We start from the raw sequence: 13,095 nt of genomic DNA, 5'->3' as shown, positions 1-13,095 counted from the left end.
CCCATTGGTGCACCTGGGTGACCAGAGTTAGCAGCTTGAACGCCATCCATGCTAAGGGCACGAATAGCATTAGCTAGGTGCTTTCTAGATTGTAGTGAGTGATCCATAATTACTTCCAATAATATTGAATAACTAAAAATAAAGAAGAGATAAATAGGGGAACGAAAACGTTCCCCTAGGTTTGAATTAGTATTGGATTAAAGCTTAGCTTCAATCATCGCTTCTAGCTTACCTTGGTCGATAGCGAAGTTACGGATACCTTCTGCTAGTTTTTCTACTGCCATTGCGTCTTGGTTGTGGTCCCATAGGAAATCAGCGTGGTTAAGTGCAGCAGGGCGTTCTTTCGCACCGTTTGAATCAACCAAATTCTCAACTACGTTACCTTCTGCCGCTTCTAGCTCTGCAAGTAGTGCTGGAGCGATAGTTAAGCGGTCACAGCCTGCTAGCTCAAGAATTTCACCGATGTTACGGAAGCTTGCGCCCATCACAACAGTTTTGTAGCCATATTCTTTGTAGTAGTTGTAGATGCTTGTTACAGAAACGACACCTGGATCTTCAGAAGCTTCGAAGTCACGACCTTCTTTTGCCTTATACCAATCCATGATGCGGCCCACGAATGGAGAAATAAGGAAAACACCTGCTTCAGCACACGCACGAGCCTGAGCGAAAGAGAACAGAAGTGTAAGGTTACAGTTGATGCCTTCTTTCTCAAGAATTTCTGCTGCGCGGATGCCTTCCCAAGTAGATGCAAGTTTGATCAGGATGCGATCATTTGTGATGCCTGCATCGTTGTACATTTTGATAAGCTGACGAGCTTTTGCAACGCTGCCTTCTGTGTCGTATGAAAGGCGAGCATCTACTTCTGTAGAGATACGACCAGGAATAGTCGTTAGGATTTCTTTACCGATATTAACAGCAAGCATGTCACAAGCGTCTTGAACTTGTTGCGCTTTGTCTGAGCCTTGAGTTTTAGCGTAATCGATCGCTTGGTCAATCAGAGGGGCATACTCTGCAATTTGAGCTGCTTTAAGAATTAGAGAAGGGTTGGTTGTTGCGTCTTCTGGCTGGTATTTCTTAATAGCTTCAATTTCGCCCGTATCAGCGACTACAGTGGTGAGTTTACGAAGTTGCTCTAACTTATTGCTCATTACGATCATCCTATTTCTTCTTGGGCGCGATAGACTATTTACGCGCACTAAATTGCAAGCAAGTCAGACGAAAGGTGAATCCAAATTTCGCCTGCTTTAAAACGTTTTTGGCTCAACGAACATTTGCCATGAACATATGATCGATGAGTGAGTAAATGATGTAGCCATATTTAATCGATCAGCGATCAAAGTCAATCATTGATTGATGTCACAATACAGAAAAATCAGCGAAACGTAATTTATCTCACAACCACTAAATAATTAAACGTTTGCCTGATTCAACAGTTCCAAAAACAAACCAGAAAGATCTCAAAAACAGTAGTGAGAAAATGTAACGCTAGTGAGCAAAAGGTTGCTCTTTAGGACGGGAATTATTATTCTACACACCACTTTTGGACTGGACCAATTGAATTATGACCGCAAAAAACGACATCAACTCAGAAAATAGCGATTTACTGACAGAGATTTCGGTAGCCTATTACCAAGATGGTGCAACTCAAGAAGAAATTTCTAAGAAGTTTTCCATTTCTCGTGCAAAAGTCGGACGTATGCTTAAACAAGCAAGAGACGAAGGCATTGTTGAAATAACAGTGAAGTACCACCCTGTTTTTAGCGCGAAAATAGAACAGAGGTTAGTTGAAAGGTTTGGCGTTAAGAGGGCATTGATTGCGCTTGATCAGCCGACAGAAGAACTTCAACGCCTTCAAGTTGCTGGTTTGGTCTCAAATTACCTAAACAACACACTCAAGAACGGAACCGTTATAACGGTAGGGCAAGGGCGAAATGTATCGGCCGTTGCGCATCATATAGGTGTGATATCACCAAGAGATTGTAAGTTTGTTTGCGGAATAGGGGGCATTCACCCTAGAGGCGGTAAATTTAATGCAGACCATATTTGTCGCCAATTAGCCAAAAAATATGGCGGTTCATCGGAAACACTTTACGCGCCAGCCTACGCAGAAACCAAAGCGCAAAAAATAGCGTTCATGGAAAACAGCACGGTAAAGCAAACGTTAGATTTGGCACGCAAGGCAGATGTTGCTCTCGTAGGTATTGGCGACATGAGTGAAAATAGTTATATGGTTGACTTGGGGTGGTTTACGGCAGAGGAAGTCGTGCAGGCGCGTTTACACCAAGGTGTCGTGGGCGATTTTGCTGGTTATGACTTCTTTGATGTACAGGGAAACTCAGCTAACACGGTTATGAGTGATCGGGTTATTGGGCTAAACCTAGAAGAGTTCCGCCCCATAAGTGATGTTATTGCCATTGCTGCGGAGAACAGTAAGCCACTTGCTTTACTTGGTGCACTTAGAACCGGTGTGGTTGATGTTATAGCCACTACCGTAAGTACTGCTCTCACAGTACTAAACCTTGATGAGCAAATGAACGTTATTGAAAAATAATACGATGCAGCTGAAGACTGTTTGAGTTAGAGACAAACAAACAATTGGGTGTAGGTTCTTTGCTTTTAGTCTTTCATAACATTTACGCTACGTCGGTTTGGCTTTGCGAAAGGTTTTGCTGATGCTGAAGACCATACGGCTCAACAAATGCAGCAAGGGCGCTTACTGGCATTGGCTTCGCGTAAAGGTAGCCTTGGAATAGATCGCAACCACACTCCTTCAATACTGCTTCATGCTTTGCGTATTCAACCCCTTCCGCTAAAACCTGCATATCGAAGTTTTTACCGATAGAGATAATGTTTTGAACCATCTTAAGCGATTTTGTGCAGGTTAAAATGTTATCGATAAACCCTTTATCTATCTTGATTTCATGGAAAGGCAGTTCTCCCAACATACTTAAAGAAGAATAACCAGTACCGAAATCGTCGAGAGAAATACCCACGCCTAATTTATTCAAGCTTTCGCAAACAGGGCGTACAATATCCAAGTCTTCGATGAAGAGGTTTTCAGTAATTTCTAAAGTGATATTACGCTGATTGAAACGTTGGGTCTGAATAGAGAGTATCAACTTATCCAAAAAGTCATCTTGGGTAATTTGTCGAACGGATATGTTGATCGAGACTTGGAAATCGTATCCAAGCTGCTTCTGCAGTTTACCCATTTCCGCCAAGGTTGTATCAGTGATCAATTGACCCAGTGTTGGCATTAGACCGCATGATTCCGCTATGGTAATAAACTTGTCAGGTGGCACAAAACCTAGCTCATCATCGTTCCATCGAACGAGCGCTTCTACGCCGTGCAGGTTGCCTTGAGCATTAAACTGCGGTTGATAAACCATATACAGTTGGTTTTGCTGTATCGCTTGGCGTAAGCGTTGTTCTAGCCTAACTGAATGTAGGTAACTGCTTTGCATCGACTCTGTGAAAAAGCTTAATGAGTTGCGTCGTGTCTTTGCGTCGTACATGGCAATATCCGCGCAACGCAAAAGCGTATCGAGGCTAGTGCCATGCTCTGGATACTGTGCAATACCGATACTGCAACCTAATATAAAGCTGCATTGATCAATTTCGTATGGCTTGGACAAGTTATGGATGATGTTGTTGGCAAATCGATTAAGCTCATAGTGGTCAGTCATCGACGTAACTATGATGAATTCGTCTCCACTTTCTCGGATCAAAAGTGCTTGCTCATCTGTGGCATTCGAAAGTCTCGAAGCAATTTCTTGCAGAACTTTGTCACCATGGTCATGCCCAGAACTGTCATTCACATTTTTAAAATTATCCATATCCATGAATAAAATTGAAAATGGTGGGGCAGTTGGTCTCAGCCAACGATGGATATGAGAACGCAGAAAATGTCGGTTTGGCAGACGAGTTAGCGGATCATGATTCGCTTGGAAGAGAAGTTCCTCGTGGCGATCTTTTTCATGCTTGTCTATTGAGCGAACAAACAAATAGAAAATCGCTTGAATAGACATGAATATGATGAGGTAAATCGCCATGATTCCTAGGTATTCGTAGGCGATATGACGCAGATCGATTTCCGACACTGTCCATATATTGAATCTAGGGATGTACTGGATTGCGTAAAGTGCTGGGTTTTCTTGATCCAATGCATAACCAACGGTAGGAATGCCCTTGGTTTTAAGTTCATTCAGCTTGAGAGAATTAGATGTCGTCACGCTGTGAATCAAGTTGTCAAAAAATGACTCTGAGATAGGGGTAGTGTAGTCAATATCGGTGTTATTTGAGGCAGTCATGAACTGGACGTAATAATCGTCTCTTATTACGCCAATTTTGTGTTCGAAACTGTCGTGAAGCCTGATATTGAACAGTGTGGTTCTATCGAGTTGAAGACCTGCTGTCATTACCGCAAGTACGTTTCCAGAGCTGTCACGAATGGACTTTCTTATTGGCAGAATAAACTCATCAATATCTTCTTTGTAATAGGTTCTTCCTAGCACCATTGAGTCACTGGCTAGCGTTTTAGCGAAGGATTCACGAGTATTGTCTTGTTCTAAAAGGTTAGGTTGCGAAAACATACTCAGATTAGAACTGACTAATCGAATATTGCCGTAAGGATCTGACAGACCAAAAGCAGCAATGCTGTTGTTGATGGTGAGCAAGCTGTCTAACCATTCCTGACCTGCATCTTTGCTTTGATAGTTATTTTCAGAAAGCAACCGATCGCCCAGTACATCAAGCACCATTTCTTGATTGTTTAGGAGTGACGTTATGCCAGTGGTAAAAATCTGAACTGCGTTATATTGCTCTTGGGAATGCGAACGCTCAACTTTCTGCCACTGTTGCCAAGCAATGAACAGAAATATCACACTGCTTATCAATGCAAGCAGTCTATATAACGTCCATATGTTCCTTTTTAAGTCTGCCATTACTACTTTTTGACTTCCTTGTTACGATACAGCGACTATTCGCAGGAAAGTTGGATTATCCAAATAACAATTGAGTTGTCACTCAATTGTTATGTTTTGTTACTATTTTTGAGAGCTTACCCAACTTCAATAGGAAGCTCAATCGACTGACCCCACTCTGTCCATGAACCATCGTAGACGGAAAAATTATCATATCCTGATTCATAAGCAGCAACCGCTAAAATAGCAGCCGTAACACCTGATCCGCAGCTAAAGATAAGCGTGCTATCCGAATTTAAATTCCATTTATTAAATAGATGAGTCAGCTCACTAACGGGTTTAAGGAAAATACCATTCATCACTTCTTGAAAAGGCAAACTATGAGAGCCTGGAATATGTCCTGATCTAACTCCTTCACGAGGTTCTTTGACTTTTCCTTCGTAACGAGCTCTTGGTCTTGCATCAAAGGTGTAATGGTTTTCTTTAGAGATCGCACTTAGCATGTCACGTGAGCCATAGACGAAATTTTCGTTTAGTTTCGCTGTAGCATTACCATAATGCGTTGGATTCGACAGTGAGCACACTGTTTTGTATCCAGAGTTTATCCAAGCTCTAAGTCCACCCTCTAACAAGTAAACTGAATTAAACCCCATGGCTTTAAACATCCACCAAGCTCTTGGCGAGGCATAAGTACCAGCTTGATCGTAAACGACGACAGTAGTGTCCTGATCGATGCCCAGCGAACGAATATGGTGTTGAAATTCTTCTTCAGTTGGCATCATATGCGGAAGAGGAGATTGTTTATCGTAAATGACTTTATCGTAGTCAAATCGAAGCGAATCAGGAATAAAACCAGCGTGCGCAGGTTCCGGTGCTCCTGGGATCATGAGATCTAGACTGGCATCTAGCACGACCACTTTATCGCTGGTTAATTTATTTTCTAGCCAAGAGGGTGTAACCAAAGCTTTTGTCATGACGATCTTTCCTTGAAGTTAAGCGACTAACAGGATCTCGTTATATGTGAATACCTGTACGCGTTTGAATGTGAGAATATCTTTCGTGTTAAGCAGCTATCATCGGGAGTTTTCGAAGCTTTTCTGCAATAGTGTCAACCAAGAACCTAGATTTAAAAGGAATTGGGTGGGCAGGAAAAATAGCGAATATATCAACCGGTCTTAATGTGTATTCTTTTAGCATTCTTATCATGCGCCCGCTCTCGACGTCTTCATGCACATAGAAGGCTGGAAACAAGCTTAACCCGAGGCTTTCTAGTACCATCAAACGGGTTGCTTGGGCTGTGTTGCATGTCATTGTAGCGGCAGGTTCGCTGATAACTTTACTTTGTTCTGGCGTCGTAAATGCGATTTGCTTAGAGAGTTGACTGTTCTGTATCCAAGGCAATTTCACTAAGGAGTTAGGGGTTAAGTTTTCCGATTCTTTTTCAAAAGAAGAGGAAGCGCATATCCAGTGTTCAGTAGAGCCTATTTTTCTAACCGGATAGTTCTCTTGTTTTAGCCAACCGACTCGTATAGCGATATCAATGTTATCTTCGAGCAAATTTACCGTTCGGTTATCGAATATGATCTCCATATGTAACGATGGATGCGAACGTTTAATTTCGGCAAGAATCGGCGTTAAAGTTGTCGCGCCGAAGTCGACAGCCATGCTAATTCTTACACTGCCGCTAATGGCAGTATGTTCACTGTTTGAGCGTGAAGAAATTTCACTGTATTCACCAATGATGTTTTCAGCATGTTGATAAATCATCTTGCCAACATCCGTCAGGCCAACGGTTCGGGTTGTTCTGTTTAATAGACGAACAGACAAGCTGTCTTCTAAATCATCAATATGTTTGCTCACAACCGATCGGCTTATCTCCAACGTATCCGCTGCTTTGGTAAATGATCCTGTCCTAACGACATGGGCAAACACCACTAGCTTAAATAAATCCCGACCAACGCCTTTCACATTCATTTCTCCATTGTTCTATTTTATGTAACACAGTTGTACTTATTGGTCTATTTATTCGTTTATTTGGAACGATAAACTGTGAGCACACTTATAGAGAGAACATATGATGAAACAACAATTGCTCGCGACTTCCATACTTCTTGCTTCAGTTTCTTTTGGCGCCAATGCTGAACTGGAATTGATAGGCGATACTAAGCCGCTTCAACTACATGTATTTAATGCCGGAGAAGACAGCTTCAACGTGAAGTCTGTGTTGGTCACTGGCGAAAAAGAAGCCGTGCTCATTGATGGGCTATTTAAACAATCTGACGCTCACAGATTAGTTGCTGATATTCTAGACCTCGGAAAAGAGCTCAAAACAGTGTATGTCAGCCACAGTGACCCAGATTACTATTTTGGTTTGGAGGTGATTAAAGAAGCCTTCCCTAACACAAAGATCGTTTCAACTGAGTCTACAGCAAACGCAATAGCGAAAAAATTGAATGGCAAGCTGTCTGTTTGGGGACCTGAGTTGGGCATGAATGCCCCATCTCATCCAATCATCCCGTCTGTATTGGATGGAAACGAAATCTTACTCGAAGGGCACAAGCTAAGTATCGAAGGGCTAGACAAGGAATATAAAGCGCGCAGTTATGTTTGGATTCCAAAAATAAAAGCAGTAGTTGGTGGTATCAATGTTGTTGGCGGAGAGCACGTTTGGATGGCAGATACGCCGACACCAGCGTCACGCGACCTATGGAAGCAAGCGCTTAAATCAATTAAAGACCTAAAACCAGATGTTGTTGTACCTGGACATGCAACAAAAGGTGTTGAATTCTCGATGTCGTCTGTCGATTTTACACAGCAATATTTGAATCATTTTGAAAAAGCGGTCGGTTCAAGTAAGGACAGCAAAGAAGTGATTGCCAAAATGGACAAACAGTACCCAGAATTTGGGAAAGGATTCACGTTAGAGCTGGGCTCTCAAGTCGCAATGGGCGAGCGCACTTGGTAAAGAAATACCCAAGTCTGCTTAGATACTTAGGTATAAAGGTATCAAAGATATAAAGGGTGAAATGACGCAAAGTGTCGCTTATTTTCTTTGCGTCATTTCGTTGGGGAGTTTTAGTGTCTTTCGGCCCTAAAGACTGCAGCCTCAGCCATTACCAGCTCCATGTCGATTGTGACGCATAAAATCGTGTTTGGAGTGGTGCGCTACCGTCATAAAACCAAATCTCTCCGAGTAAGTCGTTCGAGCTGTCTGAAATAATGACAGATAGATCGGCTTTTCCATCTTTGAGTGGCATGGCAACAATTCTGCTTCCGTAATCTGGTAGCAATGTACCGTCACTTAATGTGTGATAATTCCGATAGATTGAAAGATAAGCTCTAGCGATAGAAGTCGATGATATATCTATTGCGACATTTCTGTTTTCAATCGGGTCATAATCAAACCCTTCAGGCGCAACCAAGTCTTTAGTTTTAACACTTGGTGTCGCGGTTTGAGAATCATCGGGAGCTGGTGTAGCGGCACTTCCTCCACCTGTACTACCTCCGCCGCCTCCGCCACATGCAGTAAGAGAAAGACCCAATAGAATAGATAAGCTAATGTTTTTCATGTCATTTCTCCCTTAGTAACATTTCGCAGCAACGGCATTTGCCGCTTCGAACCAATCTGTGTGTGTGTTACCACCATTTTCGGTGTAATGCTGGAAGTTAGGATAAGCTTCTAATAGGTCAGTACCTTCTGTTGGCCAGATCCATTGAGTGTCTACTTCCGCATCTTCGAAAAGCATGATTGCCCATGGCAGGTTATTACTTGTTTTATAGTATTTCCCTGTTTCTGTGTTGCTATCGTCTTCCCCTGGCAAATCGAAGAAACTGGTATCAAACTTACTTGTTGGTGTGTTATCCGGTAAGTGAATTTCTAGACTACGTCCTGGTGGTGTATTGAAAACCGAGCCATGAGGATACCCTGGTGTACCAAAAATAAAGGGTTTGTATGGCATGGCAGCGATTGAACCATTTAGAGTGGGGTCAACGTAGCTAACATGAAGTTCAAATTCCAATGCCACGTCTTCACGACAATCCTTCACTGTTCTAAAGTACGAGCAGCTGTTGACTTGAGCATCGCGTGCATTCTCGATAATGATGAATGTTGTTTCTGTCGTTTCAGAGCTCTCTAACGTATCGAAGTCGACAAGCGAGCCATTGTGGTACAAGCGTGTCTTTGTCGTATCAATATTCGAATTGTCGATTCCAGGGATATTGACTGCAAATCCGCTTCGGTAGCTAGCACCTACTGCATCAAGTGTTCCTTTAATGACTGATTTAGCAACGTACTCTGTACCACTGATGGTTTTGAGAGTCTGCTTTATCTGATAACGGGCGACAAAGTCGTTCATGTCATAGTCGGCGGTTTCTGGCCAGTTATCTTCGTACGCTAATGTGACATACCCTTCATTCGACGGGAAAAACTCCTCGCGAGTATCTACGTCTGAAATAGTGATGATATGATCTTCCACCTCGCCTGATGTTGAGCCGCCAAAATAGTCGAGCCCACTTTGTTGGCTAAAGCGGAAGCGCGACCATGAGGAACCCGCAACGGCTGTGATAGGTGCGGAGAGCACAATAGTGTTTAGCCCTGCGGTTAACGAATAGTCTGTAATAATTTGGTCGTAGGAGTCGGTAAATTGATTGTTTCCTTCCCAATCCATCCAAGCATTCAATGTACCTGACGTCGAGGCGTAAACCGTAATGACGCTGTCTAGACCTGGTTCAATTGAAGTAACGAAACCAACGCCGTCTTCATCAGCAGTATCAATAGTGTTATCTGAACTCGGAGATTGAGCGGCATCGGCATCACCATCTGGTGTTGATACGCCCATCCATGTTGTGCCGTCAATCTCATGCCTTGGACCGTTAGAGGCTAAAAGAGTAGAGTAGGCGTCTGGCGCATCACCAAAATCTATACCTGAATCTGTTCCGATAATAGGTGCATTAGCACAACGAGCCCCATCATTCTGATTGGATGTAGGACCACTTGCAAAATCGACAGCGGTTATGCCGCTAGGGTCAATGTCACCATTTCCATCGAGCGTAAGATCAATTCGATAAATTTTCCCACCTTCACGAATAACTTCACCATCCGACATCACATCTGAATTTCGTGATACGTAGTAGTAGCCATCGACGTCAAAGTATCCAGCACCAAAGGTTCCTAACTGACCTACATTTCCGATTTCTGTAATTGTTCCGCTTCCATCTGTCGCAAACTCGTGGAGTTTCCCAGTATTATTATCGACACCGTAAAGCTTGCCGTTCCCAGGGTGGAAAGCAAAATCGGTTAAGTTAACTGTAGAGTTGGCAGAAACAAGATCCAAAGATAGAGTGGCATTAGGGTCGGAGTCGAGCGGTGTTAAGTCTATTTTGTACAGACCACTATTTTTCCTGTAAACGTAATAGGTTCGGTTGTACACGTCACCGACATAAAATGTGTTTGAAGGCAGCCCAGTCACATTGAGCTCTTGTACATTGTAGTTTTTACCGACGCGTACTACTTTTTTGTTTGTCGTGTCGTAACCGTAAATGAATCGTTTATCGGTTCCCGCAGACTCGTCTTCACCTTCCGCAAACCCAAAATCGAATCCGACGCCATTGATATTTCCAGAATATGGGTTGGAAGCATTAAGTTGCTGAGTTGAACCTGTCACAAGGTTTACTCCCCAAACCTCAACAGGCTCGCTCTGAAATAAAAATGCCTTACTTGGGCAGGTATCAAAAGAGGTGACAGTACTTGCAGAGGCATAGATGGGCAGTGTGCCCATGATTGCAAGTGTCAGCGTACTCACAAGTCTTTTTTTCATATCGATTACCCTTTGAACCAAATCGGTAATCAGTGTTATACAAACAACATGCCATATTTATGATGTTGATAAATAAGGGAAATTATTTAGGGTATTTTTCGTTTCTCAAATGTGTAGTCAGATTGAACGAATTTTTCGTCATATTGAGAAATTTAACCCTATCGCACTCAAAAAAGAGCGCGATAAAGTGAAGGGTACATAGTAAGAATCGTGATATATCGACAGGAGTGTTGTAAAATAAAAGACATGCGAAAACGTCACCAAGCCATATTACTTTCCAAAATAACGGTGCCTAATTACAAGTACTGCAATTTGGGTTTTTCGCGAGTTTCATTTCTCTCCAAGAAAGAGAAAGAGCATCAAAAGTGAGGAGTTTTCCAACGCAAGGTTTTCCGTAATTGGAGATGACTTTGATCGCTTCTAACGACTGAGTTGCACCAATAATACCGACTACGGGTGCCATAATTCCGGCTTCGACACACGTGAGTGCTTGATCGCCAAACAGCGCACTCAAGCATTCATAGCAGGCATCATTTTCTTGGTAAGTGAAAACAGAGACAAGCCCTTCCATTCGTATTGCAGCACCGGAAATTAAAGGGGTTTTAGACTTGTAACAGAGTTGATTAAGTTGATTTCTTGTTGTGACGTTGTCACTGCAATCCAGCACAACCGTGTGAGATTTCACTAGTTCAGCAAGATCCTCATCACCAAGTCTTTTGTTTATGGCTTGAATACGAATATGTGGATTCAATTTTTCTAACGAAGATTGTGCCGATTTTACCTTATCAAACCCAATGTCTTCGTCTGTATGGAGCACCTGACGCTGTAAGTTGGAAAGCTCGACTTGATCATCATCGATTAATGTAATATTTCCAATACCGGCAGTAGCAAGGTACTGAGAGGCGGCGCAGCCTAATCCACCTGCTCCAAGTACAAGAACCGAAGAGAGCTTGAGTGCTTCCTGACCGTCAAAATCAAAATTCTTCAAGATAATTTGACGGTTATAGCGAAGCATTTCGCTGTCGGTAAGAATATCCATGGTTTCTCTTAATCTTAGTATAACGTTTGGTTAAACAGCTGAATCTGAACGGTTTCACCTTGTTCTACCGTGCTTCGGTCACGTTCTAATACGGCAAAGCAGTTTGACAAACTCATAGAACGAAATGCACCTGAACTTTGGTTTCCTGTTGATTCAACGAAGAACTGACCATTTTCGATACTATAAATAGCTCGTTGATAATCGGTTCTACCAGGGGATTTTTTAAAGCGTGAACGAGTGATAGCGGGTATGGATTCTGGTGCTTGCCATTGAGAATGACCTGCGATCTTAGCGAGTAAAGGCTGCACAAGAACATACATGGTAAGCATAGCTGAAACAGGGTTGCCTGGAAGCCCACAAAAATAAGCGTTGTCTAATTTCCCGTAAGCAAATGGCTTTCCAGGTTTGATAGCCAGTTTCCAAAATCCGATTTCACCTAATTCTTCTAAAATGTCTTTTGTATAATCCGCTTCACCAACACTGACACCCCCTGAGGTGACTACAACATCTGCTTGTTGTTGCGCATGAATGAATGTTGATTTTAATGTTTCTGGGCAATCAGGAATAATGCCTAAATCTATGGCGTCGCAGCCAAAATTTAAAATGAGTTCTTTTATACCGTAGCGATTACTGTCGTATATCTGCCCAGCTTCCAACTCGGTTCCGACGGTTTTAAGCTCGTCGCCTGTCGAAAAGAATGCCACTTTTGGTTTTTCAAATACGGTGACATTCGCAATGCCTAGCGAGGCGATCATTGGGATATCCCGAGGGGTCAATCGATGCCCGGATTCAAGAACCAAATCACCTTGGCAAATGTCTTCGCCAATTGGACGAATGTTGTTATTCAGTTCTACATCCGTTTGCAGAAATTCTACATTGCCATCTTCAAGTACCTGCGTGTTTTCTTGCATGATAACGGCATCGCAACCTTCAGGTATTTCTGCCCCGGTCATGATTCGAATGCAGCCACCTTTGTCCCAATGACCGACAAAAGGTTGCCCTGCAAATGACTTACCTGACACGGGCATAATTGCGTTTTGAGACAAGTCCGCTCGGCGGATAGCGTAGCCGTCCATTGCAGAATTGTGAAATGGGGGGACATGGATTGGAGAATGAATGGGTTCAGCTAAAACAAACCCACACGCATCGGCAATAGATATCGTTTGAGTTCGCGTTAAGGGGGAAACAGAGCCCAGCATTTTGTTCATTGCATCTTCGATTGGCATCAGACCCGGCGCGTCACAACAACCCATATAAATTACCCCATTTTTTATTCTTAACTATTTGCGGAACAATAGCATAGTTAAGGGTTTGACCC

Annotated in this window: 11 protein-coding genes; 2 read left to right on the top strand and 9 right to left on the bottom strand. The window is 42.8% G+C overall.

Going from position 1 to position 13,095, the window contains the following annotated elements; all coding sequences use genetic code 11:
* Positions 1–107, bottom strand: a 107-nt coding sequence (locus tag Q8W40_RS09690) for a hypothetical protein (protein ID WP_305396963.1), incomplete at its 3' end; no start/stop codon positions are given.
* A 90-nt stretch (positions 108–197) separates the two neighbouring features.
* Positions 198–1,148: a transaldolase gene (gene tal / locus Q8W40_RS09685; protein ID WP_305396956.1), complete on the bottom strand. Its 951-nt coding sequence runs from the start codon at positions 1,146–1,148 to the stop codon at positions 198–200.
* Between the two features lie 413 nt (positions 1,149–1,561).
* On the opposite strand from tal, the gene Q8W40_RS09680 reads away from it, so the two are divergent.
* Complete coding sequence (locus Q8W40_RS09680; protein WP_101114420.1) at positions 1,562–2,551, top strand: sugar-binding transcriptional regulator; 990 nt, start codon at positions 1,562–1,564, stop codon at positions 2,549–2,551.
* 82 nt (positions 2,552–2,633) lie between these two features.
* On the opposite strand, the gene Q8W40_RS09675 is transcribed toward Q8W40_RS09680, so the two are convergent.
* The 3 genes from Q8W40_RS09675 to Q8W40_RS09665 all read right to left on the bottom strand — a co-directional run bounded on the left by Q8W40_RS09675 (position 2,634) and on the right by Q8W40_RS09665 (position 6,896).
* A complete protein-coding gene (locus Q8W40_RS09675; protein WP_305396955.1) occupies positions 2,634–4,943 on the bottom strand; it encodes a bifunctional diguanylate cyclase/phosphodiesterase in 2,310 nt (769 codons plus the stop codon).
* Between the two features lie 116 nt (positions 4,944–5,059).
* Positions 5,060–5,896, bottom strand: a complete 837-nt coding sequence (locus Q8W40_RS09670; RefSeq protein ID WP_305396954.1) for a sulfurtransferase — start codon at positions 5,894–5,896, stop codon at positions 5,060–5,062.
* An 88-nt stretch (positions 5,897–5,984) separates the two neighbouring features.
* A complete protein-coding gene (locus Q8W40_RS09665; protein WP_101114423.1) occupies positions 5,985–6,896 on the bottom strand; it encodes a LysR family transcriptional regulator in 912 nt (303 codons plus the stop codon).
* 100 nt (positions 6,897–6,996) lie between these two features.
* Here Q8W40_RS09665 and Q8W40_RS09660 point away from each other — a divergent pair, with 100 nt between their 5' ends.
* A complete protein-coding gene (locus Q8W40_RS09660) occupies positions 6,997–7,887 on the top strand; it encodes an MBL fold metallo-hydrolase (RefSeq protein ID WP_305396953.1) in 891 nt (296 codons plus the stop codon).
* 148 nt (positions 7,888–8,035) lie between these two features.
* Here Q8W40_RS09660 and Q8W40_RS09655 read toward each other — a convergent pair whose 3' ends face one another.
* From Q8W40_RS09655 to moeA, 4 genes are all read right to left on the bottom strand, one after another.
* Entirely contained in the window at positions 8,036–8,491 is a 456-nt protein-coding gene (locus tag Q8W40_RS09655; RefSeq protein WP_101114424.1) for a hypothetical protein, read from the bottom strand.
* Between the two features lie 12 nt (positions 8,492–8,503).
* Positions 8,504–10,738 carry an LruC domain-containing protein gene (locus Q8W40_RS09650; RefSeq protein WP_305396952.1) on the bottom strand — a complete coding sequence of 745 codons (2,235 nt, stop codon included), beginning with the start codon at positions 10,736–10,738 and terminating at the stop codon, positions 8,504–8,506.
* 292 nt (positions 10,739–11,030) lie between these two features.
* Complete coding sequence (gene moeB / locus Q8W40_RS09645; RefSeq protein WP_305396951.1) at positions 11,031–11,777, bottom strand: molybdopterin-synthase adenylyltransferase MoeB; 747 nt, start codon at positions 11,775–11,777, stop codon at positions 11,031–11,033.
* Positions 11,778–11,791: 14 nt separating this feature from the next.
* Positions 11,792–13,030, bottom strand: coding sequence for a molybdopterin molybdotransferase MoeA (moeA, locus tag Q8W40_RS09640; protein ID WP_305396950.1), 1,239 nt, complete (start codon positions 13,028–13,030; stop codon positions 11,792–11,794).
* Between the last annotated feature and the right edge of the window lie 65 nt (positions 13,031–13,095).

Source organism: Vibrio penaeicida (assembly GCF_030689305.1).
GTDB lineage: Bacteria > Pseudomonadota > Gammaproteobacteria > Enterobacterales > Vibrionaceae > Vibrio > Vibrio penaeicida_B.
This window is presented reverse-complemented; position numbering and strand designations above follow the sequence as displayed.